General features: G+C 39.8%; 35 protein-coding genes. 27 read left to right on the forward strand and 8 right to left on the reverse strand.

Annotation, left to right across the window (positions count from 1 at the left end; genetic code table 11):
* Nucleotides 1–10: 10 nt before the first annotated feature.
* From ACFO3D_RS13655 to ACFO3D_RS13665, 3 genes are all read left to right on the forward strand, one after another.
* Nucleotides 11–862 carry an alpha/beta fold hydrolase gene (locus tag ACFO3D_RS13655; RefSeq protein ID WP_390296977.1) on the forward strand — a complete coding sequence of 284 codons (852 nt, stop codon included), beginning with the start codon at nucleotides 11–13 and terminating at the stop codon, nucleotides 860–862.
* Between the two features lie 186 nt (nucleotides 863–1,048).
* Nucleotides 1,049–1,657: an ArsR family transcriptional regulator gene (locus ACFO3D_RS13660; RefSeq protein ID WP_390296980.1), complete on the forward strand. Its 609-nt coding sequence runs from the start codon at nucleotides 1,049–1,051 to the stop codon at nucleotides 1,655–1,657.
* The gene (locus ACFO3D_RS13665) at nucleotides 1,654–2,922 is read left to right on the forward strand and encodes an MDR family MFS transporter (protein ID WP_390296983.1); all 1,269 of its coding nucleotides are present in this window, start codon (nucleotides 1,654–1,656) and stop codon (nucleotides 2,920–2,922) included. The genes ACFO3D_RS13660 and ACFO3D_RS13665 overlap by 4 nt, the downstream gene beginning before the upstream one ends.
* 133 nt (nucleotides 2,923–3,055) lie before the next feature.
* Here ACFO3D_RS13665 and yppF read toward each other — a convergent pair whose 3' ends face one another.
* A complete protein-coding gene (gene yppF, locus ACFO3D_RS13670) occupies nucleotides 3,056–3,241 on the reverse strand; it encodes a YppF family protein (RefSeq protein WP_390296987.1) in 186 nt (61 codons plus the stop codon).
* A 212-nt stretch (nucleotides 3,242–3,453) separates the two neighbouring features.
* Between yppF and ACFO3D_RS13675 the strand changes: the two genes are divergently transcribed.
* The 4 genes from ACFO3D_RS13675 to ACFO3D_RS13690 all read left to right on the forward strand — a co-directional run bounded on the left by ACFO3D_RS13675 (nucleotide 3,454) and on the right by ACFO3D_RS13690 (nucleotide 8,385).
* Complete coding sequence (locus tag ACFO3D_RS13675; RefSeq protein ID WP_390296990.1) at nucleotides 3,454–4,941, forward strand: aldehyde dehydrogenase family protein; 1,488 nt, start codon at nucleotides 3,454–3,456, stop codon at nucleotides 4,939–4,941.
* Between the two features lie 111 nt (nucleotides 4,942–5,052).
* Complete coding sequence (locus ACFO3D_RS13680; protein ID WP_390296993.1) at nucleotides 5,053–5,181, forward strand: RAxF-45 family protein; 129 nt, start codon at nucleotides 5,053–5,055, stop codon at nucleotides 5,179–5,181.
* A 133-nt stretch (nucleotides 5,182–5,314) separates the two neighbouring features.
* Nucleotides 5,315–7,192 carry a ribosomal protection-like ABC-F family protein gene (gene abc-f / locus ACFO3D_RS13685; protein WP_390296997.1) on the forward strand — a complete coding sequence of 626 codons (1,878 nt, stop codon included), beginning with the start codon at nucleotides 5,315–5,317 and terminating at the stop codon, nucleotides 7,190–7,192.
* A 284-nt stretch (nucleotides 7,193–7,476) separates the two neighbouring features.
* Nucleotides 7,477–8,385, forward strand: a complete 909-nt coding sequence (locus ACFO3D_RS13690) for a VOC family protein (RefSeq protein WP_390297000.1) — start codon at nucleotides 7,477–7,479, stop codon at nucleotides 8,383–8,385.
* A 102-nt stretch (nucleotides 8,386–8,487) separates the two neighbouring features.
* On the opposite strand, the gene ACFO3D_RS13695 is transcribed toward ACFO3D_RS13690, so the two are convergent.
* The 4 genes from ACFO3D_RS13695 to ACFO3D_RS13710 all read right to left on the reverse strand — a co-directional run bounded on the left by ACFO3D_RS13695 (nucleotide 8,488) and on the right by ACFO3D_RS13710 (nucleotide 12,878).
* Nucleotides 8,488–8,928 (reverse strand): hypothetical protein, encoded by a 441-nt coding sequence (locus ACFO3D_RS13695; RefSeq protein ID WP_390297003.1) that lies wholly within the window; start codon nucleotides 8,926–8,928, stop codon nucleotides 8,488–8,490.
* Entirely contained in the window at nucleotides 8,929–11,169 is a 2,241-nt protein-coding gene (locus tag ACFO3D_RS13700; RefSeq protein WP_390297006.1) for a beta-propeller domain-containing protein, read from the reverse strand.
* A 109-nt stretch (nucleotides 11,170–11,278) separates the two neighbouring features.
* Complete coding sequence (locus tag ACFO3D_RS13705; protein ID WP_390297009.1) at nucleotides 11,279–11,941, reverse strand: haloacid dehalogenase type II; 663 nt, start codon at nucleotides 11,939–11,941, stop codon at nucleotides 11,279–11,281.
* A gap of 76 nt (nucleotides 11,942–12,017) precedes the next feature.
* Complete coding sequence (locus ACFO3D_RS13710) at nucleotides 12,018–12,878, reverse strand: DegV family protein (protein ID WP_390297012.1); 861 nt, start codon at nucleotides 12,876–12,878, stop codon at nucleotides 12,018–12,020.
* 157 nt (nucleotides 12,879–13,035) lie between these two features.
* Here ACFO3D_RS13710 and ACFO3D_RS13715 point away from each other — a divergent pair, with 157 nt between their 5' ends.
* Together ACFO3D_RS13715 and ACFO3D_RS13720 are read left to right on the forward strand one after the other, a co-directional pair.
* Complete coding sequence (locus ACFO3D_RS13715) at nucleotides 13,036–13,881, forward strand: YitT family protein (protein ID WP_390297015.1); 846 nt, start codon at nucleotides 13,036–13,038, stop codon at nucleotides 13,879–13,881.
* 21 nt (nucleotides 13,882–13,902) lie between these two features.
* Nucleotides 13,903–14,325, forward strand: coding sequence for a lipoprotein (locus ACFO3D_RS13720; RefSeq protein ID WP_390297018.1), 423 nt, complete (start codon nucleotides 13,903–13,905; stop codon nucleotides 14,323–14,325).
* Between the two features lie 137 nt (nucleotides 14,326–14,462).
* On the opposite strand, the gene ACFO3D_RS13725 is transcribed toward ACFO3D_RS13720, so the two are convergent.
* From ACFO3D_RS13725 to ACFO3D_RS13735, 3 genes are all read right to left on the reverse strand, one after another.
* Entirely contained in the window at nucleotides 14,463–14,660 is a 198-nt protein-coding gene (locus ACFO3D_RS13725; RefSeq protein WP_390297021.1) for a hypothetical protein, read from the reverse strand.
* A gap of 75 nt (nucleotides 14,661–14,735) precedes the next feature.
* Nucleotides 14,736–15,068: a type II toxin-antitoxin system PemK/MazF family toxin gene (locus ACFO3D_RS13730; RefSeq protein ID WP_390297024.1), complete on the reverse strand. Its 333-nt coding sequence runs from the start codon at nucleotides 15,066–15,068 to the stop codon at nucleotides 14,736–14,738.
* Nucleotides 15,065–15,202, reverse strand: coding sequence for a hypothetical protein (locus tag ACFO3D_RS13735; RefSeq protein WP_390297026.1), 138 nt, complete (start codon nucleotides 15,200–15,202; stop codon nucleotides 15,065–15,067). The genes ACFO3D_RS13730 and ACFO3D_RS13735 overlap by 4 nt, the downstream gene beginning before the upstream one ends.
* A gap of 327 nt (nucleotides 15,203–15,529) precedes the next feature.
* Between ACFO3D_RS13735 and ACFO3D_RS13740 the strand changes: the two genes are divergently transcribed.
* The 18 genes from ACFO3D_RS13740 (at nucleotide 15,530) to ACFO3D_RS13825 (ending at nucleotide 25,264) form a co-directional block, all read left to right on the forward strand.
* Nucleotides 15,530–15,706, forward strand: a complete 177-nt coding sequence (locus ACFO3D_RS13740; RefSeq protein WP_390297030.1) for a hypothetical protein — start codon at nucleotides 15,530–15,532, stop codon at nucleotides 15,704–15,706.
* 260 nt (nucleotides 15,707–15,966) lie between these two features.
* Complete coding sequence (locus tag ACFO3D_RS13745; RefSeq protein WP_390297033.1) at nucleotides 15,967–16,392, forward strand: GNAT family N-acetyltransferase; 426 nt, start codon at nucleotides 15,967–15,969, stop codon at nucleotides 16,390–16,392.
* A 127-nt stretch (nucleotides 16,393–16,519) separates the two neighbouring features.
* The gene (locus ACFO3D_RS13750) at nucleotides 16,520–17,089 is read left to right on the forward strand and encodes a hypothetical protein (protein ID WP_390297036.1); all 570 of its coding nucleotides are present in this window, start codon (nucleotides 16,520–16,522) and stop codon (nucleotides 17,087–17,089) included.
* A 120-nt stretch (nucleotides 17,090–17,209) separates the two neighbouring features.
* Nucleotides 17,210–17,713, forward strand: coding sequence for an RNA polymerase sigma factor (locus ACFO3D_RS13755; RefSeq protein ID WP_390297039.1), 504 nt, complete (start codon nucleotides 17,210–17,212; stop codon nucleotides 17,711–17,713).
* On the forward strand, nucleotides 17,703–18,608 hold the full coding sequence (locus ACFO3D_RS13760; protein WP_390297042.1) for a hypothetical protein: 906 nt from the start codon (nucleotides 17,703–17,705) through the stop codon (nucleotides 18,606–18,608). Before ACFO3D_RS13755 ends, ACFO3D_RS13760 begins: the two co-directional genes overlap by 11 nt.
* A 154-nt stretch (nucleotides 18,609–18,762) precedes the next feature.
* Nucleotides 18,763–18,984 (forward strand): hypothetical protein, encoded by a 222-nt coding sequence (locus tag ACFO3D_RS13765; RefSeq protein ID WP_390297045.1) that lies wholly within the window; start codon nucleotides 18,763–18,765, stop codon nucleotides 18,982–18,984.
* Between the two features lie 412 nt (nucleotides 18,985–19,396).
* Nucleotides 19,397–19,564 (forward strand): hypothetical protein, encoded by a 168-nt coding sequence (locus tag ACFO3D_RS13770; protein WP_390297048.1) that lies wholly within the window; start codon nucleotides 19,397–19,399, stop codon nucleotides 19,562–19,564.
* A 34-nt stretch (nucleotides 19,565–19,598) separates the two neighbouring features.
* Nucleotides 19,599–20,075, forward strand: coding sequence for an arsenate reductase/protein-tyrosine-phosphatase family protein (locus ACFO3D_RS13775; RefSeq protein WP_390297051.1), 477 nt, complete (start codon nucleotides 19,599–19,601; stop codon nucleotides 20,073–20,075).
* Entirely contained in the window at nucleotides 20,068–20,658 is a 591-nt protein-coding gene (locus ACFO3D_RS13780; protein ID WP_390297054.1) for a kinase, read from the forward strand. Before ACFO3D_RS13775 ends, ACFO3D_RS13780 begins: the two co-directional genes overlap by 8 nt.
* Nucleotides 20,659–20,673: 15 nt before the next feature.
* Complete coding sequence (locus ACFO3D_RS13785) at nucleotides 20,674–20,973, forward strand: hypothetical protein (RefSeq protein WP_390297057.1); 300 nt, start codon at nucleotides 20,674–20,676, stop codon at nucleotides 20,971–20,973.
* A 21-nt stretch (nucleotides 20,974–20,994) separates the two neighbouring features.
* Entirely contained in the window at nucleotides 20,995–21,180 is a 186-nt protein-coding gene (locus ACFO3D_RS13790; protein WP_390297060.1) for a hypothetical protein, read from the forward strand.
* Between the two features lie 19 nt (nucleotides 21,181–21,199).
* On the forward strand, nucleotides 21,200–21,577 hold the full coding sequence (locus tag ACFO3D_RS13795) for a DUF4440 domain-containing protein (RefSeq protein WP_390297063.1): 378 nt from the start codon (nucleotides 21,200–21,202) through the stop codon (nucleotides 21,575–21,577).
* A 202-nt stretch (nucleotides 21,578–21,779) separates the two neighbouring features.
* The gene (locus tag ACFO3D_RS13800; protein WP_390297066.1) at nucleotides 21,780–22,214 is read left to right on the forward strand and encodes a hypothetical protein; all 435 of its coding nucleotides are present in this window, start codon (nucleotides 21,780–21,782) and stop codon (nucleotides 22,212–22,214) included.
* Nucleotides 22,215–22,228: 14 nt separating this feature from the next.
* On the forward strand, nucleotides 22,229–22,432 hold the full coding sequence (locus ACFO3D_RS13805; RefSeq protein ID WP_390297069.1) for a hypothetical protein: 204 nt from the start codon (nucleotides 22,229–22,231) through the stop codon (nucleotides 22,430–22,432).
* Between the two features lie 483 nt (nucleotides 22,433–22,915).
* Nucleotides 22,916–23,386, forward strand: coding sequence for a DinB family protein (locus ACFO3D_RS13810; protein WP_390297072.1), 471 nt, complete (start codon nucleotides 22,916–22,918; stop codon nucleotides 23,384–23,386).
* 72 nt (nucleotides 23,387–23,458) lie between these two features.
* Entirely contained in the window at nucleotides 23,459–24,079 is a 621-nt protein-coding gene (locus tag ACFO3D_RS13815; protein ID WP_390297075.1) for a class I SAM-dependent methyltransferase, read from the forward strand.
* A 35-nt stretch (nucleotides 24,080–24,114) separates the two neighbouring features.
* Nucleotides 24,115–24,675: a hypothetical protein gene (locus ACFO3D_RS13820; protein ID WP_390297078.1), complete on the forward strand. Its 561-nt coding sequence runs from the start codon at nucleotides 24,115–24,117 to the stop codon at nucleotides 24,673–24,675.
* Between the two features lie 16 nt (nucleotides 24,676–24,691).
* The gene (locus ACFO3D_RS13825; protein ID WP_390297081.1) at nucleotides 24,692–25,264 is read left to right on the forward strand and encodes a histidine phosphatase family protein; all 573 of its coding nucleotides are present in this window, start codon (nucleotides 24,692–24,694) and stop codon (nucleotides 25,262–25,264) included.
* Nucleotides 25,265–25,412: the final 148 nt, after the last annotated feature.

Consider the following 25,412-nt stretch of genomic DNA (forward strand, 5'->3'; position numbering starts at 1 on the left):
GAGAGATTTTGTGGGCAAATGGAAAAGAAAAATGGTTAACACTCTACGCGGGAAGTTTGAAGTTTTTGTGAAAGGCGAGGGAACTCCGGTGTGTGTTACGCATCATTATTCGGAGTTTAACGAGACTGGGGATTATTTTGCCGATATGTTCTGTGAGACGAATCAAGTATTTCTGGTAAACCCACGTGAGGCTGGTGGTTCGGCTGGTGCAGCCGAACCCTACCAGCTGAGTATGCTGGAAACAGTCTTTGATCTCGAAGCAGTACGAAAAGAATTGGGCTTCCCGCGTTGGGGAATCGCTGGCCACTCGACCGGTGGAATGCTCGGTGTTATTTATGGAATCTACTATTCTCGGAGTCTAACATTCAATGTAATTGTTGGAGCGGCCGCCCGGGAATATATGACCTTTTCGGAGGATTGTATCTATAACGAAGCCCACCCAGATTTCGAGCGAATGCAGGAGCTGAATGAACTGCTGAAGCGGGCTGATTTAGAGGATGAGGAACGGAGGCAGTTTAAAATTGAGCGGACGAAATTCTCACTAACGGACCCAGCGCGGTATCATGATTATTTTAACAAGGAAATCAATAAAGGCATGTCTGCGATCCGTATGAATTTTTTCAGCCGAGAACTGCAGGTTTATGATGTGACACGAAAGCTAGGACTGTCATTTGCTCCAACGTTAATTATGTGCGGACGAAATGACGTTCAGTGTCCCCTCACGTATTCGGAGGAAATGAGCGAGCTGATTCCAAACTCGAGATTGGTAGTGTTCGAGCATAGTAATCATTATCCTTTTTTGGAAGAGGAAGATCTGTTTCGGAAAGCGTACGTGCAATTTGTTTGCGAGATTGATAAATGATGTATTAAGTGATCGGAAACATACAGAATCACTAAACAACAGGAGCGGAATAAATAGAATATTACCTCCATATGGTTCCAACCCTAGGAGATACATTAATTTATTGTCAAATTTAATTGACAACAAAACTAATGTAGACTTATAATGTAGTCAAATAAAACTGACTGGTAAAGAAAGGTTGACTATATGCGACAAAATGTATTTTATATTAATGAGTTAGAACAGTTAAAGTCTTTAAGTGATCCATTAAGAGTTAAAATCCTACACTTGCTTATTGAAAAACCATATTCAGGACAACAATTATCTCGATACTTAAATATACCGAGATCAAAAGTTCATTACCATTTAAAGAGCCTTGAAAAGAACGGATTAATTTATTTTGTTGGTGAAATACAAAAAGGTAATATGAACGAAAAAATTTATGAAGCTGTTGCACGAAGTTATATACCTAACAATGACCTTCTCCCAAGTGAGACTGAGACTGGTGAAAGCGATAGACAAATGACCCTTACCTCTATTGACAGAGCAAAACAGCGAGTATATGGGGCACCAATAGACTCATTTAAAAACAAGGGTACAGATCCTGCCCAGTGGAGTAATATTAATGCCCAGCTAGAAGTGAGGACTACTGAGGAAAAGTTTAGGAAGTGGGTAAAGAAATACCACAGCCTGTTAAGTGAGTTAAATGAAATGAAGGATAATGCGGAAGATAGCGATTGGTATTATGTAGCTACATTCGGTTTTAAGTTGGGGGAGCCATTTTTTAAAAATACACCAAGTGATTCAGAACAATGAAAAGGTTAACCTTGAAAATCAAGACTGCGTACATACAGCTGCCTGGTGTAGTGTGGGCCCTCCTGGCGGCGAATCTTGTATTCGTAACAACAAGGTTCATGGTTATGCCATTTATGGCAATTTATTTTAGCGATAAATTTAATATGACACCAGCAGAAGTTGGAATTTTAATAGGAATATCCCCACTATCCTCAATGCTGTTCAGTATATGGGGCGGTCGTCTTGGCGATAAGATCGGGGTTCATCGCATTTTCCCGTTTGCGTTAATTATTCCAGCTATAAGTTTAATAGGATACGTGGCATCGAGTAATTATTATGTGATAGGTGTATGTGCAGCTATTGCAGGAGTCGGCTGGGCTATTTTCAACTCCTCGAGCAATGCAATTCTCTCCCTCGAAACCCCTGAGGAGCATATTGAAAAAGTATTCAGCTACAGTTACTGGGGTACCAATCTTGGAGGAGTAATAGGACCGCTCATCGGCGTAAGTATTCTTGGGGCGGGGACTTCAGGTTATCCAATTCTATTATTTTCCGCTGTTCTGATTGGTATCGCCGTTACCATGGCGAGTGTCTTTAAAGCAAAAGGGAAAAATTCGCCCGCCCAGAAAACGACAGAAGAACAGGACGGTACACATCCAAAGGAGAGTGTGTTCCGTCAGTTGATCAAAAATGGAGTCCTCGTTTGGATGACAATCAGCTATTTTTTAATTTTTTTTACCGAGGCACAACAGGATTCCAATATTGCACAATTTTTCAGCGATTCGTTTGAAAACGGTGTACAGCTGTTCGGTATTCTTCTATCAATGATAATGACGATTATAGTGGTTATGCAGCCTGTTGTTGCGCAGTTTATCGATCGGGTCAATGTAAAGCTGATATTAGCCATAGGGTGTGTCCTCGATATAACTGGTTATACCATTTTGATTTTCAACCATACAGTGTGGGTTTGGTTTATGTCTTTTGCCATCATAACAGTTGGCGAACTGATCATGGTGCCGAAGATGCAGGGGATTATCGCAAAAGCGGCTCCGGATCATTTGAAAGCGACTTATTTTTCTGTAGTAAGCATGGGAGGGAATTCTGCGTATATGCTTGGCCCTTGGATTGGTGGAATTCTGTTGACATTTGGATCGATTGAATCTTTATTAACATTACTGGTAATCGTTTCGGCTACGCAGCTATTTACGCTTTTATTAGGGAGTAGGGCACATGGCAGGCGTAAGCATGGACAGATTAATGAAAATACTTTAAATGGAACCCATTAAAAAGAATACATATAAAAGACATAAAGGCAGGTAACAAGCAATTGCCCCTTTCACACTATAATCAAAAGAAGCTCATCTCCATGAGCTTCTTTTAATTTAGAATATACAATTGTGGTATCTCGTTCATCCGTATTCATGCATACTCGTGTGCTGAAATTGCGCCCTGCCGGTGCAAGTAGTGATAGACAGCGCGATACTCGGTTATGTCGATGTCGCCTGAAATGTATTTTTTTTGGTAGAAATCCAGGATAGCGTTGATTGATTCTGGAGCCTGCTTCCGTTCAGTTTCGTAATCGTTAATTAGGTCGTATATACTCATGTGAACCCTCCTTCATATAGTTCTGTTAAGGCTGTCCTTAGTGGAATATATGCAAGGGGGGTCTTTGAAATGCTAGACATTAGAAGATTTTTTCAATTAAAATTTTAAAAAAACATCCAACCTTCTTTAAAACGCTACCTACGTTTTATTTAGATGAAAGGTGGAAAAGAAAAGGGAGAACATCATGAATTGTGCGAAAGGGGTTATTCCAAATGAGTAAATATACAGGGGTAAATCAGCAATATATCGGAGGACAGTGGAGAAAAGGGACGGGTAAAACTGAGATTGATCTGACAAATCCATATACGCAAGAAAGCATTACAAAAATCCAGGGAGCTGGGACCGACGATATTGATGAAGCATATAAAACAGCAGCAGAAGCCCAGAAAAACTGGGCTGAAGTCAACGCGTTCGAACGCTCAAGGATTCTTGAAAAGGCAGTCCAGATTATGGAAGAGCGTCGTGAGGAAATTGTCCAGCTGTTGATTGAAGATGCAGGTTCCACGTATATCAAAGCTAACGTGGAAGTCGATTTCTGTATCAGCATTACACGGCACGCTTCCACTTTTCCTTTTGAAATGGGCGGTATAATGGTTCCCTCCGTTGTTCCGGAAAAACAAAATAACATATATCGGAAACCACTCGGGGTTGTAGGTGTAATTGGACCGTTTAACTTTCCGATGTATCTAGCAATGCGGTCGGTCGCACCTGCGATTGCCACTGGAAATGCGGTGGTTCTAAAACCTGATACGCAAACAGCGATATCTGGCGGAACAGTTATTGCAAAGATTTTTGAAGAGGCTGGCGTTCCGGAAGGGATCTTAAATGTAGTAATACCTGAACTCGATGAGGTTGGGGATGCATTTGTCGAACATGAAATTCCCCGTATGATTTCTTTTACTGGTTCAACTAATGCCGGAAAGCACATCGGTGAAATCTGCGGCCGGATGATTAAAAAGTCAGTACTTGAGCTTGGGGGGAACAATCCATTTATCGTACTGGATGATGCAAATATCGATCGGGCGATCGAAGGAGCTTTGTTCGGAAAGTACATGCACAGTGGGCAAATCTGTATGGCGATCAACCGGATAATCGTTCAAAAAGATGTTGCTGATGAATTTACAAAGCGATACGTCGAGGCAGCCAAGAAAATAAAAGTTGGCGATCCAAATGATAAAGAAACATTAATTGGACCGCTTATTAATCAAGGAGCTGTAGAGCGCATTCTTGGTGAAATCGATAAAGCAAAAGAAGAAGGAGCAGAAGTACTGCTTGAAGGTTCAGTTGACGGAAATGTAATGACACCATATGTTTTAAAAGGAACAAACGATATGTCCACAGCTAAAAATGAGATGTTTGGTCCGGTAGTAACCATTATTCCAGTAGAGAGCGAAGAAGAAGCTCTTCGTGTCGCCAATGATACAGAATTTGGTCTAAGTGGTTCTGTCCATGCTGGTAAGTATGAGCGTGGAATGAAATTCGCTCAGCGTATGGAAACAGGAATGGTTCATATTAACGATCAAAGCGTAAATGATGAGCCGCTGGTTGCCTTTGGTGGAGAGAAGAATTCAGGACTTGGCCGTTTTGGCGGTGAGTGGTCATTGGATGAGTTTACCACTTTCCAATGGATTTCCGTACAGGAAGAAAAACGCGAATATCCGCTGCAATATGAACAGCTGGAAGACGAAAAGAAAAAATAGGGTTTTCAGCTGAATCACGCTTTTCTGACTTTTTAAAAGAAACCCCTTGAATATTCCTCCGTTCAGTAATAAAATATATATAACTTTAGATGAACGGAGGTGGGGTAAGAGATGTTGAATCAAGCTGTTTTAGTGCGCGGATGTTGGATGGACTTCCTTTATTTTTGCCGTGCAAAATTTGCTGTTGCAGTTGCTAACGGGACACGTATGCCCTTTTCCAGCAACTCAATAGCAATCTAAAACAGTGAAAACATCTCTTAACCCACATAAAGGACGGTTGAAAGGAGAGCATTTTCATGCTCTCCTTTTTTCTTTGCAACCATGGGAAGGTATGTCTTCTCATGGTTTTTTATTTATTCAAGGAGGAAGAAATATGATTGTATGCAGCGTAAATAAAGTAGCGAAGATGTACGGGGGAAACACGATTATTGAAGATATATCATTTGAAATTAAAGAAAAAGAGCGGATTGGCCTGGTTGGTCGGAACGGTAGTGGAAAAACAACGTTAATTCGCTTACTTGCAGGGGAAGAAACACCAGATTCAGGAAAAATACACTGGAAAAAGGGGGCTGCTATTGGGTATCTTAAACAAACTCCAGACTTTCACGATGAAACCACTACGAGAGAAGTTTTAAGTACAGCGTTTGACGCCTTATTGAAAATGGAAGGGAAAATGAAACAGCTGGAGACTGACATGGCGGTGGAACCAAACGCCGATCAATTAAATAAGCTCATCGCTGAGTATGGTGTTTTGCAGGATCAATATACAATTGGCGGTGGATATGAAATAGAGGCCAATATCGATAAAATTGTACATGGCCTGAATATTCACCATTTGCTTGACCAGCCATTCGCCAAACTAAGTGGAGGAGAAAAGACAAAGGTGGGGCTGGGTTTGATGCTGCTTACACAGCCAGACTTGCTGCTCCTGGATGAACCGACAAACCATCTTGATCTAATGGCAGTTGAGTGGCTTGGTAATTTTCTAAAGGAATATAGCGGAACCGTTCTTGTAATTTCACACGATCGTTATTTTCTCGACGAGGTAGTTAATAAGGTAATCGACTTAGAGGACGGGGAAGTGGCCACCTACCATACAAACTTTTCTGGATTTGTGAAAGAAAAAGAAGAAAAGCTTTTACGGGAATTCCAGGCGTATGAGGAACAACAGAAGAAGATAAAGAAGATGAAAGAAGCCATTAAACGATTGAGGGATTGGGCGAACAGAGCCACTCCGCCCAATGCTGATCTTCATCGGCGGGCAAGAAATATGGAGCGGGCTTTGGAAAGGATGGAAAAACTCCGTCGGCCGGTACTGAATCGGAAGAAAATGAATTTGGAAATGGAAGAATCGGAGCGAAGTGGAAAAGACGTTATAATGCTGACCGACGTTTCAAAGTGGTTTGGCGCCAAGCTGCTATTTGAGGAAGTGAACATGCAGGTTTTCTATCAGGACCGGGCAGCTATTATTGGGGAAAACGGAACAGGGAAATCTACGCTGATCAAAATGATTCTTCAACAAGTTGAAGCTGATCATGGTGAGATACGGGTTGGAAGTAATGTCAAAATCGGTTATTTATCGCAAAATATATTTTCGGATATTGAAGATGAAACCGTAATTGAAACTTTCAGAAGTGAAGTAAATGTTTCAGAAGGGGAAGCTAGGCATATTTTAGCTAGATTTATGTTTTATGGATATGCGGTCTTTCAAAAAGTTTCTCAGCTTAGTGGGGGGGAAAGGATGCGGTTAAGGCTTGCTCAATTGATGTATCAGGACATAAATGTGCTAATTCTCGATGAACCGACTAATCATCTCGATATTGAATCCAGGGAGGTTCTTGAAGAAGCCCTCGAGGACTTTCAGGGTACCATGTTGGCTGTTTCGCATGACCGTTATTTTCTAAATAAACTTTTTGATAAGATTTACTGGATTGAGTCCAGGCAAGTTCACCACTTTGAGGGGGACTATAACTGGGCCAGACAAAAGATGAATGAATTAAGGGAAAAAGCGATTCAGGCGGCCGAGAATAAAAAGAAAGAAGTACCTTCACGACCAAAAATTAATATGAAAAATAAGCAGAGGACTTACGTGAATTTGGAAGAAAGTCTACTGTCACTTGAAGACAAAATCACAGCGTTGGATGAGAAGCTGCTTGAGATAGATGACCTAGAGCAATTACAAGAGTTATATCGAGAAAAAGAAGAACTTGAAGGGAAATGGGAAGAACTTTGCGATGAAATAGACAACTAGCTTTCTCTCACAATAATTAGAGGCGTTAATCACTTATAGATTAATGCTTCTTTTTTGGTTCAAGCATATTTTTCGAAGTATTAACCGAGTTATATCCATACCTCAATGAAACAAAGAGAGCAGGATATAAAAAGATGAAACGGTATAGTAATATAAACGTCTAATAGTATAACGGAGAATACATAACTATTTTAGAAGTCCTTCTTCTAAGATGATTTCATCAAATTTCACCACGGGATTATTATTACCATTTTTTCGTACAAAAAATACGAAGGAGGAAAAGTATGCCACAAAAAATTGTTCCAAACTTATGGTTTGATAAGGAGGCAAAAGAGGCAGCAGATTTTTATGCTTCTATATTCCCTGAATCTGAAGTTACAAATGTTACCACCATTCAGGATACACCATCAGGCGATAGCGATTTAGTTTCTTTTGAGATTTGGGGGCAGGAGTTTAAGGCAATCAATGGAGGCCCATTGTTCAAATTCAATCCATCAGTGTCGTTCATGGTTAATTTTGATCCATCACGAGAAAAAAATGCTGAAGAGAAAATAAATGAGGTATGGAACAAATTCTCTGAGGGTGGAACGGTATTAATGCCATTGGCTAAATATCCGTTCAGTGAGCGATATGGATGGATTCAGGATAAGTTTGGTCTGTCATGGCAACTGATTCTTACCAATCCAGAAGGAGAAGAACGACCTGCAATCGTGCCGTCGCTTTTATTTGTCGGTGATCAATGTGGGAATGCGGAAGAAGCGGTTAATTTTTATACCTCAGTTTTTAAGGATTCAAAACTGGGCCATATCGCTCGATATCCTCAAGGAATGGAACCTGATAAAGAAGGAACAATCATGTTCTCTGATTTCATGCTTGAGACCCAGTGGTTTGTCGCAATGGACAGCGCTCAGGAACATAATTTTAATTTCAACGAAGCAATCTCGTTTATGGTGCAGTGCGATACACAAGAAGGAATCGATTACTACTGGGAAAAGCTTACTTCTGTTGTTAACGCTGAGCAATGCGGCTGGCTGAAAGATAAGTTTGGAGTATCTTGGCAAATTGTGCCGACCGAGCTTTACGACATGATAAGCAACGGCACAGCGGAGCAAAATGCACGTGTAACGAAGGCTTTTCTTAATATGAAAAAATTTAATATTGCAGAATTACAAAAAGCATACAAGGGAGTATAATCTAGAATACAACTGGTTATTGAACAAATCCCGCTCAGATTCATTTCTGAGCGGGATTGCTTTGTTACTGCTGAAATTATTTCGTTAAGGCTTTATTATTAGTTATTCAACCTTTACTTGAAAAGCATAACTGGAGCTGCCTTCCTCCCAGTTTGCGTGAACCATATAGATATACTTACCTTTCTCAGCAGGTGCTATTATCTTTCCACCAGAAACAGGGACTGATTTATCAAATCTATTCTTGATAAGCTGCACACCAAGTGAACCATTCAAAGGTTCCTTATCAAAGCCAATGAACAACACTGCTTCAGGTGGCACACTTACCGGTGGACCTGAAATTTCTTCGGCGGAGACCATATCAACACACTTGCTGCTCAACAATCCGCTCCAGCAATAGGACCCTTGTGATACAGGAATATCAATCTCACCATCCGCCACTATGGTTGGCAACGGAGGTTTTGGGTCAGTTATAGCTGGCATTAAAAACAGTACCGCCCCGATAAAAATCAGGGCGATGATACTGCCTTCAATCAGTCTGCGCATTTAGAACCTCTCCTTAAGCTCAGGGAGGTCAACCGTCTTTATAACTTTTTCCGACGACAGGTCGTATACTTTCATCTGGTTCAGCGAGAAGGTGTAGAGCGTGTTCCCGACTGATACCATGCGCTTCACCTGCGAGGCCCAGTCCGGATAATCAATGTTCATATTCTCCTGGTGTGTAATCGTGTCTTTCAGCTTAATTCCCTTTTCAGGTGTAATGTTGTAAAGGAAGGCTCCTTCGTAAACAAATTTTTGATCCTCAAAAGTTGCATCGCCTTGCTGGACTATTTTTGATTCGAACAAGGTAGCAGGGAACCCATAAATATTATTCTCGGGATGCTCATACAGAACGTTGTGGTCATGATTAATTTCACTCATAGAATGCCCTTGGCCGATTATCTCACTATACTTTTCAACCGGGTTTACCGGATTACTAACATCGAACACAGATATTTTCAGCCCATCCATTCGTACTTGGGGTTCCTTACTGTGTTTTGACTCAACGAGCTTAGTGTTCTGACCAAACCCGATTACATGATTTTCATCAAGCGGATGCAGGTAATTGCTGAACCCTGGAATTTTCAGCTTGCCAAGAACTGTTGGTTTAGCTGGGTCTTTTAGGTCGATAACAAATAAGGGATCGACCTGCCTGAACGTTACCATATAGGCAACATTATCCATAAATCGTACACTGTATATCCGCTCATTTTCAGCTAATCCTTCAAGCGACCCAACCGGGTTCATTTGCATATCGAACGTATAGAGATTATTGGTCGATGGCTCTTCGCCCCGCCACATATTTCCTTTCGTAGTAGCGACACGGAAGATTCCGTCACGCTCATCCATTGCAAACTGATTAATCAGTGAGCCTGGTACCACGGTGGACGCATTAAAGGTGATTTTACCTTTATCAATTTTAAACTGACTTATTTCTGTATTGGCTGGTGGCATAGCAATCGCGATATCTGCGGCTCCATTTGTGTCTCTCTTTTTATAGTTGTATTGGTGGACAGCGATATAAAGATGATTCTCGGACATATAAATCTGATTGGAAGCACCTAGGTACGCCTGAATGTTGGCGCGTTTCTTGAGGTTATCCAAATCAATGGAACCGAGCATCAAAAAGCTTTCCTCTTGGCTTTCCGGAAAAAAGAACATGGAATCGAAATCAAGCGGCCGGCCTTTGGTTCCCTCTACTGTATCGAATATATACGGCCGCAACTCCGTCTTTTTCAATGTATTCTGGGAGTCGTCCCGTAAAATATGGTAGGGAGGATGCTGGTTAGCAATCAAGTAAAGCTGACCATCCATCAAACGTGAAGAATTCAGTGATCCCTCAAAGGACACCTCCCGAACCTTTTTGGGATTATTCCGGTCGGACACATCGTAAATAAGGGCGGTGGTCTGAGTGCTGTGCACCGGCAAGCTTGTTTTCTCGGCTGAGCCGGGCTCATCAGCTATTCGTGGTTCTCTGATTGGTTTGGAAGTATGGCCAATCATCACCAGTAAATCTTTATGAAGATAAATCTCAGCCGGGTGAAAGTTCTCATAAGAAATGGTGCTTAGCACGCTACTGTTATTCCCTTCCGCGCTGGTAATCACCACATCTGATTCCCGGGAAAAATATACATACTTGCCGTCAGTCTTAATAATGTCCCCCTCATCAATGCCATTGACCTGTACGTTTGTTTTGGAGCTTTTCTGTTCATTACTACTGCTGGCAGTATCCATCGCAGCATCGCCATCTGAACTTTCTGCTGTACCTTCACTTTGCTCGGTAAACATCTGTTGGCGCTGTTCCATCCGCTCCGATAGCAGGGTCACGAGCTGTTCTTTATCCTTGATGTTTGGCAGTTCGGCGACTGCAGTGAAAGAGTGTGAGAAATCCTTTTTAAGCTGTTGACCTGATGCCGTTTCTACATTATTTGACACCGTTATTTTATAGGATTGGTTAAGCGTATATCCTTTTTCCGGTGCCCGTAGCGTCAGGATCGTCTGCTCCTCATTCCAATCAAGCGTTACATCAATCTGTTCGCCATCCCGATTTTCCACCCGTACCGTTTTTTCCGTAAACGTATCCGGATTCATCTTTTCAGAAAAGTGAATAGTCCAGTCCTTAAATGACGGCGCGTAACTTGATTTAGATGGAATAGTTGCTGTCGTTTCATTGGAAAGAAAGAATGCTGCAGCTGCAGAAATAACCAGCAGTCCCGCCGCAATGATCAGCCAATACGTTTTCTTCATAGTATTGTCACCTCAGTGTTTTTAACGTCTTTGACTAATTAGACGGTAGACGATGGAAAATGTTACAAAATCATTACGAAAAAATAAATGCTGGTATTACCAGGGGGTTCTACACCCATTCCAATATTCCGGCCAAGTCGCCATAAATGGCGTTTGGCTCGAGATTCAGCTCCTCAACAGGGAGGTTGTTCCGGTTAATCCATGCCGTATTAAATCCATAGTTCTTCGCGCCGGAAATATCCCACCCATTGGATGACATGAAAAGAGCTTCATCCGGGGTTACTCCAAGCGTTTTTGCAGCATGGTTATACGAGGCTACTGCTGGTTTGTACTGTTTGACTTCGTCGACACTGATTACATTATCAAACATGCCTGTGAGTTCAGACTGGTCAATTAGCGGGTCAAGCATATCATGTGAGCCGTTTGAGAAAACAGCAAGCATTTTCCCATCCAATTTTTCCAGCACTTCTTTGACCTCGGGGTAGGGAGCAAGCTTGAAGTATTCACCGAGCAACGCTCTTTCTGAATCATCATCAAATTCTCGGTCATGTGCTTTAATTGCATAGTGTAAGGCGTCCTTTGTAATAGTGAAAAATGTTTCATAGTTGTTCATGATCTGCCTAAGATTGGAATATTGAATTTGTTTTTCCCGCCATGTCTTACTGATGGACTCACCTTTCTCCGGAAAATATTCCTCGCATTTTTCTATTACGGAATGCACGTCAAATAGTGTTCCATATACGTCGAAAACAAAAGCTTTAATTACTGGCATACTATCCGCTCCTTCAAAGTTCTTTTATAAACCGGAAAGGTGCCAACCCGCGAAGTCCGAATCAGCACCTTTAAAATTATTTATAATCGCTATTTAAAAAGAATAGTGCAAGGGTTCCCGGCCCGGCATGAGCTCCAATTGCCGAACCGACCATCTCGATCACAATGTTTTCTGTGCCGAATTTCTCCTTAATCATCGTTGCAAGCTTTTCAGCTGTCTCCAGGTTATCAGCATGACTGATTCCAATACGCTGGTTACTGAAATCGGTTCCTCGTTCTTCCATTAGTTCAAGCATGCGGTTCAACAGCTTTTTGGACCCCCTGATTTTCTCAAGAGGGACAAGTTTGCCATCCTCAACATGTAAAATCGGCTTGATTTTCAGCAGGGTGCCAACGAATGCGGCCGTTTTGCTGACCCGGCCCCCACGATAAAGATATTCCAAATCATCAACTGTGAAAATATGCTCCATGTGGTTTGCGTGGTATTTTGCCATTTCAACGATTTCTTCGAAGCTTGCTCCATTTTTTGCAAGTTCGGCTGCACGTAGTACGACAAGACCATACCCGAGTGACGCACATTTAGTATCAATAACTTGAAGCTGTGCATCCGGATAAGTTTCTTTTACTTCTTGTTCCATCATTTTCGCGGTTTGATATGTCCCAGATAGTTCGGATGAAAGTGCGATGTAAACAAGGGGCTGTTTTGATTCGGCATAGGAAGTGAACACGCTCTTGAAGGATTCCGGTGACACCTGGGATGTTTTCGGGCTTTTTCCCTCACGCATCGCGTCATATATGGTCTTTGGCTGAATCTCCTTACCATCAGCATATTCTTTTTCGTCCAGATGAACCGTTAATGATACCATTTCGATGTCAAATTCGTTATAATGTTCCTTTGACAAATCACTGGCGGAATCTGTCATAATTTTAACAGTCATTTCGTCACCCTCTTCTTTTTACTTTTATTTAAGTTTATAGCTATAGACAGGGTTAGTCAAAGCATTTTGAGGGAAAATATGGTTGACTTTGTTTATATATAATTCAATTGTGAAAATAGTGATATATATAATCATAGTGAACGGCTAGGAGGTACGTATGTTTTTATTTGAAGCACGACGAATTATCATCGTAATATTCGGAGCACTACTAAACGCATTATCACTGAATTTCTTCCTGATTAGCGCCAATGTATACGCGAGCGGTTTTACCGGGGCAGCCCAGCTGACTGCCAGCGTATTCAACGACTTTTTGGGAATAGGTGTCAGTACTGGTATTCTGTTATTCATACTGAACATCCCGGTTGCCATACTGGGCTGGTATAAAGTTGGAAAAGGCTTTACGGTTTATAGTGTAATTTCTGTTGTGGGTACGACTATATTCCTGGAACTGATTCCAATCATGTCGTTTTCCGAGGACATTATCTTAAACGCAGTATTCGGTGGGGTTATTGCTGGAACGGGCGTTGGTATCACCTTGAAACATGGTGCATCGACAGGTGGTATGGATATCGTAGCCATGGTATTATCCCGGATGAAGGACCGACCAATCGGTTCTTATTTCCTGTTGCTGAATGCAATAATCATCGCAATGGCCGGTATACTTTACGAACCTGAAAACGCGTTGTACACACTGTTGACACTCTATGTAACTACCCGGGTGATTGATGCACTGCACACTCGTCACGAGAAAGTTACTGCTATGATTATTACACGTAAGGCTGATGAGCTGCAGAAAGCAATCCATGATACAATGGTACGGGGTATTACTATCCTGCCGGCAAAAGGTGCGTACACCAAGGAAGATAAGAACATGATGTATCTGGTTGTCACCCGTTATGAGCTCTATGACCTAGAGCGGATTATTGGCGAGATTGATCCTAATGCCTTCACCAACATCGTGCAGACAACCGGTATTTTCGGGTTTTTCCGGCGTGACCATTAATAGTGTAAGGGGACAATTAGCATGAAAAAAATATTGATACTGTTGCTTGCAGCTGTTGTGTTGACTGCTTGCAGCGACGAAGAAGAGACCAGTATCGAGCAGGCAACTGAAGAAACAGAACAGGCATCGGTGAAATTCCGTAATGTGGATGTTCAGGTTGCTGACGGGATTGCGACAATTAAAGGCGAAGCCCAGGCGACTGACGACACGGTCTATTATAAACTTGAACAAGGGAAGACCCTATTGAAGAAGGAAACCAAGCTGAAACTCGGCGATAAAGTAAACGGCTGGGCCGACTTTACCGTTGAAGTAAAGGTCACAACGGAGATGCAGGGAGGCAAGCAGGTTCCTGTGCTTACGCTGTACGACCGAACGCCACAGGGCGACATTGTAAATGAAAATTACATCCCGATCAACCTTGACGAAAGTCAGAAACAGGGATAATTACGAGCAGCGGCCATCTAGCATGATGGCCGTTTTTGCATTGATAATCTTGAACTGTTCGCTAAAAAATCACGGACGCTTATATGAATGCAGGAAAAAGTCCGGCCCCGTGAATGTGGAGGGGACCGGGCTAATCATTATTCTAATGTCCGCTTAAACCGTTCCATTTCAGGATCTTTCTTTAACTTTGTAACATTATACGGATTTTTCTTTTCTTTAGCGTCAGAACGTACGCCGAATTGTTTTCCAGCCGGGTCAGAATAAACACCTTCCCGTTTACCGTCAAAATGCGGGTCCTGTCTGCCAGGGTCCACACTATCTTCTCTATCTAGCATAACCTTCACCTCCTGCGCTTAGGTTGCCTGAAAAATAGAGAAAAATAACAGGAAACGAATAAGTCACTTAAATCTTTAGTTAGGTTTAAGCTGGCTATTAATTATATCCAATACTTCTTGCAATTGATTATCAGGAAGCTTTTCGACAAAGGAGACATTTCGGGCTTTCAAATCGAGTGACTTTATATGTTGGCATAGGATGGAACCTGTAGTAATTAAATCTTCTGCAAGACTAACATTGAGTGGGAAATCAGTGGAAGTGTTGAAAATCGGGCAAACAAGAGCTAATGAGCTAAGTTTGTTGAAAAAGTTATTGCTGACTACTACTGCGGGGCTGGTGCTCCGTTGCTTATATCCTTTTTGAGGGTTAAAGTCCAATCGGATAATATCACCTTGTTTAAAGTTCAATCTGTTTCTTCCTCTCCGATTTCATATCCAGTATCGATTTCCATCATTTGTTCTTTTATTTCTTTTTTATGTTCATCAATATTATATTCCGCAAAACGCTCTTGAATTGTCAGCGGTCTATTATATTTATCCATGGTTACTCCCTGGTCGTTAATTGTGAAGGATATATGATCACCAGATTTAAGGTTTACTAACCAGAATTTCAATATACGGTGATTAAGGGGCTAGAGTTATGATGATAACAACTAATAATTCCAACTTTGCTTCCACTACATAGTTACAAATAAACAATTACTCATACTAAACATTCCCTGCATATGGTAAAATTCAAATTAGCAAGATAATTTCCAGAAAGAGGGGATTTCATGGCCGTGCTTCTAACGTTAATCGGTGATCTTTTCGCCGCTATTGCCGGTTCAATTTTACACAGTATGGAAAAGAATAAAGCGAGGAAAAATTAATTGGATACATCTACAATTATGGGAATGATTCTAGGGATTGTTTTGACATGGGGAATTCCAATAGCTATTGTTGTGGCGATAATTACTTTGTTTAAAAAAGTAAGTCGGCTTGAAAAAAACTTAATGAAAAATAATAACACCCATAAACAGGTTGCTTTAGATTCTGTAGAGGAATAAGGATAGTGGTACTTTTTTGCTGACCAATTATTATTATTTTGTTGAGTTATATCATTATCCCAGTACATTCGTAGATTGAGAGTCAACTGGAAGGAATAACTAATCAAAGAAATTCTAATCCTTGCCTTCATTGAAAACGAGCTTAATTTGATAGCAAATCAATTGCCCGCGTATTTGACATATGGGGTAATTGCATCATTAATCTTTTTTCATGTTTCATTTTTATTTAACAACAAAAATTCACGCTAGGAGAAATAATTATGAAATTTATTTTAAAAAATGCTGAAAACGTATTTGTTCGTCGGTATCGGGAAGAGGATTTTCGCCAGATTCAGGAAATGAACAGTGCGGAGGGCTGGAGCAATCTGGTTGAAAAGAATGAAGACACCAAAGAAGCCTGGAACAATTCAACCGTTGCTTTCTCGGTGGAAAACGCGGATGGTGACGTAATTGCTTGTGTGCGAGGGCTTACTGACACCAGAATCACCCTGTATATTGCTGAGTTGATGGTAGATAAAAAATATCGGGGGCTAGGTATCGGTAAAAAACTACTGCGCTTTGTCCACGATCAGTATCCTTCCACGAGAATGGAGATGCTCGCCACCAGTTCTTCGCAGACATACTATAAGGAACAGGGATACCGTCCGTTTTATGGTTACCGAAAGACATATGAAGAACAGTTATAAATCGAAAGAAAAACGCTCTTATCCAATGGATGGGAGCTTTTTAATTAGATAATTAAATTTAGATTCTCTTTTTAATGGAAAAATATGTTAGTATTGCCGTACAGATAGTATAAGGGGGGGCGGGGGGATGAGGGAATTAGCGAGAGAGAAATATTCATTAAGGGTCTCGTATGTGATGATGCTGTTTTTGGCACTAGTAATGATCGGTGCCTGGCTTTATGATACTGTTCCAGAGCTTACTTCCGCAAAAAACATAGAAGAAAATTTAATAGGCGTCTTCGATAAGCGGGCTAACCCAGTTGCAAATCTGGAAATTATCGGCCATAAGCAAGTGGATGATAATAGGATCGTGTTATACAGTGCAGACAATCGACCAGGCATTGCCGTTTATAAAAAAACTTTATTGAATGATATTTATAGAATTCAACATATTGATACTGCCCGTAAAGTGCTTTCAACATTCAGACTGGAACATTCGTCGAGCAAGAACTATGTAATTGTATATGGAAACACCACCATTACCACTGCAGACAGCTATCACATAACCATCGGAGATTTTCACGTAGTAAACGAAATGCCGGAGCAAGGGTATACATTCCACATACTTGGGTTTGTGAACGAGAACGCATTCCAAAGACCAAATTTGCTTTTGTATAACGGGAAAGATTTGGTTATGAATAAGTTATATACTGACTAGTAGAGAATAGACGAGAAAACTGCATCGTTACTTGGAGATGCGGTTTTTTTATGGAAAACCAAGTTTCCTTTGTTAACTTTTTTTCGATATATACGTCTTTTGAACATAGGGGGAGGGGCAGTGGACAAACGCAGTAAAGATGATGAACTTAATGATGAACTTAATATTGCTTTCCGATACCTTGTAAAAAAAGGAGTGCCGGAAAGAGATGCTGAAGATGCTGTTCAAGAAACAGCATTTAAGTATTTAAGATTTTCAGATTCCATACGCTCCTCCAAGATAAGGAGTTGGCTAATTAGGGTGGCACTGAATTATTACTATGATCAATGCCGGAAAAATAAAAAATACATATTGAGTATAGATGAGAATCTGAGCGAGAGCAGCTCAGATGAATTTCCAGAAATGATTATGCTCGCAAAAGAGCAGAGAGACGAACTTTATATGTTGCTTTCCAGGTTAAGACCCAGGTATAGGGAACTGTTATTACTAAAATATGAATCTGAACTTTCTTATGACGAGATTTCCAAGTTACTAGGCATTAGTCTCAGTTCGGTGAAAACCAACTTATTCCGCGCTAGAAAGAAGTTATTGAAGTTTTATAAGGAGGCAAATAATGAGCGATAAAAAGGATTTATCCCCAAGAAATGAAATAGACTTTACCACCAGTCCTTCTTTTAAAAAGACAACAAGGAGATCAAAGTGGAAGCAAATTCTTTTATATATCATTATTACCTGCATTACAGCTACTGGGCTCATTATCTTTATTCATCTGGGAACACAATATCTGATAAGTAATAAACTTGAGGAGCTGGATCAGAAAACGATACAATCCATGAAAAAAAATGGCTTGAGCCAAGGAGCTGGGATTACTAGCAGCAAGATACGCTACAATCACGATATATTTAGTGTAATGGCTAAGAAAACAATATTTAAAGAAATTGGAGACAGACGAATTGTTTGGGACACTTCAATGACTAAAATCCCTGCGATAGGTGATGTAGAGATTATTGATCGTGGCAGCGGGATGTCTGAATCCTATAGCATTGGAGCAAATGAAAAAAGGGTGATTCGATATAACGAGTTGAATAATGAACGTTATATTGATTTTTATTATCCAACTATTGATTATGATTATTTATCCCAAGAATTAAGTATAGCTATCGGTCTTGAAGAGAACAAACTGATTGAAGTAGCTCTTTCATTCAAGAAACCAGTGACACTTAGTAAATTGGGTGACACATTAGGAGTTAAGAATGTGGATTGGTTGTGGGTTAATAGAAAGAGTCCCGAAGAAATGGAAAGACTGGATAGTAAGTGGGAAGAAGATAAATGGAAGCTAAAGCGGGGCGAAGATGCCTATGGGTTTAGTGTTTCAGCAGAACACCCCTATACTGAATATCCCACCGACATTACTATCAGCGGGGCAGTTATAAGTGGAACTCCAAAAGAGTTAGCGAGATTCCAGGGAATGGAAATTATAAGAGCCTCTGTATTAGGTGTGACAATAGATAAGTATTAAGGATATTAAACAGTAGGAATACTTCTACAGTAGATTAGTGTCTTATAAAAAAATAGAGTCTTTGTAAGTTGTCTTACATACCAAGGGAATAAGGAGACGCCCACCAGGGTATTGGAAAAAAGATAGTTAATTAATGAAAGTTGGAGGCATCCTTATGATACGAACCTTTGTTGGACTAGCCTTAATAATCTTTTTAATAGGTTGTTCGAATCAACCAACTGCTGATTATGAATATTGGAAAGATAAAACTCAGAATCTGGTTTTTCGTCTTAACAAGGCAAATATTGATTATATTATCAAAGAAGGTGAGGACGGAACACAAGAGGTCTGGGTGAATAAGGAAAAGTTTGAGGAAGTAGAGGAATGTTGCGGCTAAGAGGCTAAGATACTTAAATGATAAAAGGGAATCACTATGAAGTTATTCACGTCTATTCTTCTGGCTAAAGTATTGGGGTCAGTCCTATTTACCATGGGCATACCAGGAGCTATTTTTGCATTTGGTGTTTAGTCGGGGCGCTCTTTTGGGGCTGTACCTGATCCATGATAATACATAACAGAATATCAAGTATAACGGAAGGACCAGTTAATACTGTCGAATAGGCATATGAGAAGTATCTCAAAAGTAAACAGAATTTATAATTTTTAACACAGGAGAAAAGGAAGATTCTCCTGTTTGTTGCTCGTAAATATCAGATAATTATAATTCCTTGCGCACCAGTTTGGAATTATATGTTAATATTAAGGTCAACAGTATATAAAGCGATTTCATGCATGAAGGAGGATTCCTATTGGTTAAGGGTTTATTTTTTGTAGGAATAATTGCTCTGCTCACTGGTTTCCTTCCATTTGTGGGTACCGGTAATACCATGCTTTTCTTATTTAGTTTATTGGTTGTTGGATTGGTAATAGTGATTTTTCAATCTTTGAAAAAGAAAACTTTTAATCGACAGGCATGAGCAAAAATCCCGGGAAAATTGGGGGGAGGAATCTATGAAGCTGCTGTTTTTGTGTACCGATAATTTCACGAGAAGTGTCACGGCAGAATTATGTGCCAAACATTATATAAGTAAAAATAATATGGATAACATGGAAGTCGATTCCGCAGGGTTTCGTGCAGAAAGTGATTTATCGATTTATAGTGATATTCATTTTGACCGAATGAAAGAACTTGGTGTGGATACCTCCTCCTATAAAAGAACCGCCTTTAAAGAAGAATATATACCCCAATATGATTTTCTCATCGGGATGGGCAAGGAACATAAGGATTATATTCTTTCTACATACGGTAGGAAAATACATACGTTTAATGAAATCTATGAGAACAGGGACACATCCATTGTGATACCGCCGCCGGATCAGGATGGCAAGTATTTGAATGAAATTAAAAATATGGTTGATTACATATACGATGCCATCCCAGTTTTAATTACAAACCTTCTGAATAAAGAGGAAGTACTGCATGAATAACTTAGATATTATAAGGGATAGATTACCTAAACCTAAATCAGGAGAAAAGAAAATAGTTGCCGTCGATGGTCTGAGTCGCTCCGGAAAAACAACCCTCACAATAAAAATGCAAAAATTACTACAAGAGAAAAGCATACCGGTACATGTTTTCCATATCGATGACTATATCACAAATCGAAATAAACGATACAATACCGGCTATGAAGCATGGTATGAATATTACCAGTTGCAATGGGAAGTAACATGGCTGAAAGAGAACTTCTTCAATAAACTTAAAACTTCAAACGAATTTTACCTGCCAAAATACAATCCCAAAACAGAGGGACACATTGCACAGACTGTAACTTTACCGAAAACCGCTGTGATAATAATTGAAGGGGTTTTTCTTCAACGGGAAGAATGGCAAGACGTTTACGATTACATTATTTTTATGGATGCAGACCGTGAGTCTCGGTTTAACCGTGAAAGTAAGAAGGTTAAACAACATATGGATAAATTCCGAAATAGATATTGGATGGCCGAAGATTACTACCTTAATAAACAACATCCAAAAGAACATGCTGATCTGATAATACATAATTAAACCAGGGGAGGACACATGGGAAAGAATCTAAATATATCTTCTTTCATTGCTTCTTTTATTTGCATTCTTTTATTCTTTCTGCTGACTTTTGTCAATGGAATCCGGAATTTATTCTTTGAACTGGCAGGCTTTCATCCGCTGTATATGGTGCTGGTGTTTTCGGTTCTTACATTCTTTACTGGACTGGCGGGTTGTGCGGGAATAGATGGTTGGAAAGCGATGGGTAGAAGTATCGTTACTGTAGTATTAACGCTGGGACTATCGCTGTTTACTCTTTTTGTACTGTTGATGGGAAACCTACTCAATCTCACCTGACAAAGAGGGAGGGGATAAAAAATGTACGATAACAACGAAGAACACGAAAAACCGTTCAATGATGCGATTGATCACTTTCAGAAAGTTGAAGGTGGACCCTCGGCTGGAATGGGAGGGCGACTGCCCCTACCAATACGAATTATTGGTTATTGTATACTGGCCGCTATAGTCTTATTGGTTATAGGTGGGGTCATTGGTAACTTTTAATTAAAGGAGAGAGGATTTAATGCGGAATATTGACGATGTACTAAAAGATTATTTTGATGCCTGGAACAAGGGGCTAATCACAAAAAACAGCGATGGAATCAGAGAATACATGTCCCGGGATTTCGTAGGATATTGGGCAAACTCGGATATTAATGAACCTGATCCTTATTATTATGACTACGATATTACGAGCTCTCTAAAACAAATGGATAATGCCAAAAAAAGCTTCGAACCTTTTTCCATCACCGAACGAAATAAGGGGAAAGAAATTCTGATTTTGGGCAAGGAAACAAATCTTATAAATGGTGAACCGTATACTGCCCAGTGTATGTTTATCTGGCGGGAAGAATCTGGTCAATGGAAGTTATTAAGAGAGTATATTGAATTGGAAAGATAGCGTTTATTAATCCCTACCAGGCAGGGAGGTAAAAAATAGAATGATAACTGCTCTTGTAATAATAATCTTACTAGTATACCTTTATGACTTTACAAAACTAAGAGCCCAAAATAACACCATAATTAAGCAGAACGAAAAAGTTATCTCCCTTTTGGAAGAAATTAAGAACAAATAGAATAAATAAAACCTGAGGAGGACGGAAATGAAGTATCCATTATTGTTGTTGTTGATTGGCACTTATCTGGTGGCGTTTGTGGTTAACTTTATGCCCGCAATAAAGCACCCGGATTCACACGCAACGACCCTTAACATGCTGATGACTGCTGTTTTCTTGATTGTGCTGTTACTATCTATGCGAAAGAAAAATAAGTTGCTGAGTTTGTTTCTGATTGGGGGAGCGGTCTCAGGTATTATTGTTTTTGTTATCAAGACATTTGAGAGTCATCTGATTGGTAATGGGATCTTAGACATAGTTGCTTCCATTCAATACCCTTTTTATTTAATCTTCACTACTCCTTTATTCGGCGCCAACATCATGTTCAACCTCAATTACGCCACATTTTCACTGCTGATGTCTTTAGTCTATTTAATTCTTTTCATATGGACACATACAAAACAAACCCTTGTTATGTCGTGAAAGGAGCGGTTTACGTGATTAAGATGATTTCATGGATGACCCTCGCGGTATGTACCCAATTACTTGCGATGGTGATGTGGGGACACTATGTTAAGTTGAATAGCGGTTATAGTAATACCGTTATAGGGAGCATCCATCCTTTTTTGTGGCTAATTTTATTTATGGAAATTATTTTATTTATTTTTTTAATTGGAATCCATAAGAGGGATAAGAAATAAAGGTATCTCCAACAATTTGGATGGAGGGGAGAACTTATCAATAGGAAAAAAATCCTGTTCGGTCTTTTGCTGATTTTATGCATGATAGGGTTGTTGTATCTAATAGTTAAAGACTGCTATGCTCTGCAGATAGCACATCAAAAGGTAATAGAAGAAAGGTTTATTTTGATTTTTAGAATTTCATTATGGGCATTTTTGTTTGGTGTTCTTACTGAATGGAAATCGCTTGCCAAAGTGTTTAGAAGGGAATTCAGGTATAACTGGAAAGTATTTATTCCCTCAGTTGTGTTAATGTTTTTAGTCTTTATTCCAGTGGGTTATTGGTCACGATGGTTCGGCATTTCTGAACCCCCTATTAAGAGTTTCATAGTTAGCTTGTTTTTGATCCCCCGGTCCCACATGTTGTTAGCCGTATTTGCTGGAATTTTGTTTATCCGTTCATTTACCAAAAGCAAAGAGTCAACCATATAACGAGGTGATTAAGTGAATAAGTATAAAGAAGAAATCCTGCAGCATCAGGTTAAATCCCTGGACTTCGTCAATTCACTACTTGTACTTAGTGAAGAAGAATGGAGGACGCCAATCGAGAAAGGAAAATGGACGATTGCAGAAATAGTTGGCCACTTCCAGTTTTGGGATGAATTTATTGTTCATAAACGGTTGCCATATTTATTTTCGATTACTGAATTACCGAAAGTACCGGATAGTGATAAGATAAATGCGGAATCTGCGGAATTAAGCAGAGCGGAAGTTAAACATAAGACCATTAAAAGGTTTATAACAGCTAGAGAGAGGCTTTGTGAAGTAATAACAGAAATTCCGGATAAAGACTGGGAGAGGAAGTTTACGATTGGAACAACTACCCTTTCTTTGTATGATTATTTGAACGGGTTAGCTGAGCATGACCGGCATCATTTTAATCAAATTGAGAGAGTTATTATGGAAGTAAAGTAATAAAAAATTAACTTTTGGATTTCTATATAAAGCCTAATTCCGGGTAGCGGTGTAGGCCGAGGAGGAGTCGCATTGGATAAGTCATTCGAACAAAAAATTAAGGATTCATATAACGAAAAGGCGATTGAAAGAGACGGCCACGAAATACAGAGCTGGAAGGCAAAAGAGCGTGAAGTTTTTCTGGGGTATTTAAAGAAAGAGAAAGTTGATAGCTTACTGGAAATCGGAGCGGGAACTGGGAAGGATAGCCTGTACTTCAAAGAGCAGGGTCTCAACACTTTCAGCACTGATATTTCGGCTGAGATGATTAGATTGTGCGGGAAAAAAGGACTGCAGGCTGAAGTTATGAATTTTGCTGAATTGGGATTTCCCGATAACCATTTTGACTCTATCTGGGCATTAAACTGCCTCCTCCACGTTCCGAAAAATGAGATAAGCGATGTACTGAAAGAATTAACGCGCGTTCTTAAAACATCAGGGCTTTTCTATTTCGGAGTGTATGGCGGGAGAAATCAAGAAGGAATTTGGGAAGACGATGCTTATTCCCCAAAACGATTTTTTTCCTTTTTTGAAGATGATTCTCTTAAAGCATTATTGGCAAAGTTTTTCATTATTGAATATTTCAACGTTGTCCCTAAAGAAGTAGTTGGTGGAGAATTTCATTTTCAGTCCGTGATTTTAAGAAACAAGTAGCAGTGTTATTTCATTAAAAAGGGGGGAATCTGGATATGCCTAAACAACTTATAATGTTAGTGTTTATTTTTGTGATGTTAAGTGCCTGTTCTCAGTCATCTGGATTTGTGGGTGAAAAGGAAATTAACGAAAGTGATAAGTTGGAAGGGTATAACCGGACAATTCAGTTTCCCACCTATGTTCCATTCGATGTTAAGGAAACCTCATTAACTATTGAAAATAGAGGGCCATTCGAGTTAAAAGACGGGGAACCTGTTTATAAAAGGGATGAGCCTAAATTCAAGATGATTAAAACACGTTATGTTTCCAATGATACTCCCATTAAGATTTTGGAGATAGACCAAAGTAGTTCAACATTTAATCCAATACAAGCCAATCACGGATATTCTGAAGATGAGCTCATAGATATCGGGGATGGTTTGAGAGGTTTGTATCATTTTAACGGGAGGACCCAGATCTTTACATGGGAAGACAGCGGTACAACATTCAGTTTGTACCTCATGGTAGGTAAAGAGACACACAAAAAGGAGCCCATTCCGAAAGAGAAAATTTTCGAGATAGCAAGATCTTTTAAAGGGTATAAGGGTTCAAAATAGAAAAGGGGGAGTTAAATTGAAAACTGTCATATATATGGTACGGCACGCCAAATCACCATTTGTTCTTGGAGAAGAAAGCACCAGGCCTTTATCTTCTGAAGGGCTAACAGCTGCCAACAAAGTTATGGATATATTAATAAAAAGGGATATTGATTATATCGTCTCCAGTCCATATAAGCGAGCGGTGCAAACTGTAGAGGGATTGGCTAAAGCTAAAGGGTTGCCTGTTCACCAATATGAGGAGTTAAGGGAGCGGGCGATAAAAGGACTTGAGTTTGAGCTATCTGAAGACGAAATAGATAAAGCCATTGAATGGTCCTTCAAGGATAAAAACTTTTGCCTGGAAAATGGAGAAACAACTAAACAGGCCCAAAATCGGTCGATTCCCTTAATTATGAAATTGTTGCGTGTCCATAAAGGTGAAAACATTGTGATTGGAACACATGGAAACATAATGACTATCATTATGAATTTCTTCAATGATAACTTTGGGTTTGATTTTTGGAAAAGCACTTCAAAACCTGACATATACAAATTGATTTTTAATGGAGAAGAGTTAGATAGTGTAGAAAGGATTTGGGAGGAATAATAGTTTTACATTCTTGCTAGTTAAACCAAGATACATAATTAAATGGGACGATCCTAAAAGAAACTTAATATAAAATTTGATAAATTTTCCAAATAATCTTCGTTAATTATGATATACTGTTGTTGTTTTGATTAAGAAGGAGAAGAGG

The organism is Virgibacillus kekensis, assembly GCF_042654125.1.
Lineage (GTDB): Bacteria > Bacillota > Bacilli > Bacillales > Amphibacillaceae > Lentibacillus > Lentibacillus kekensis.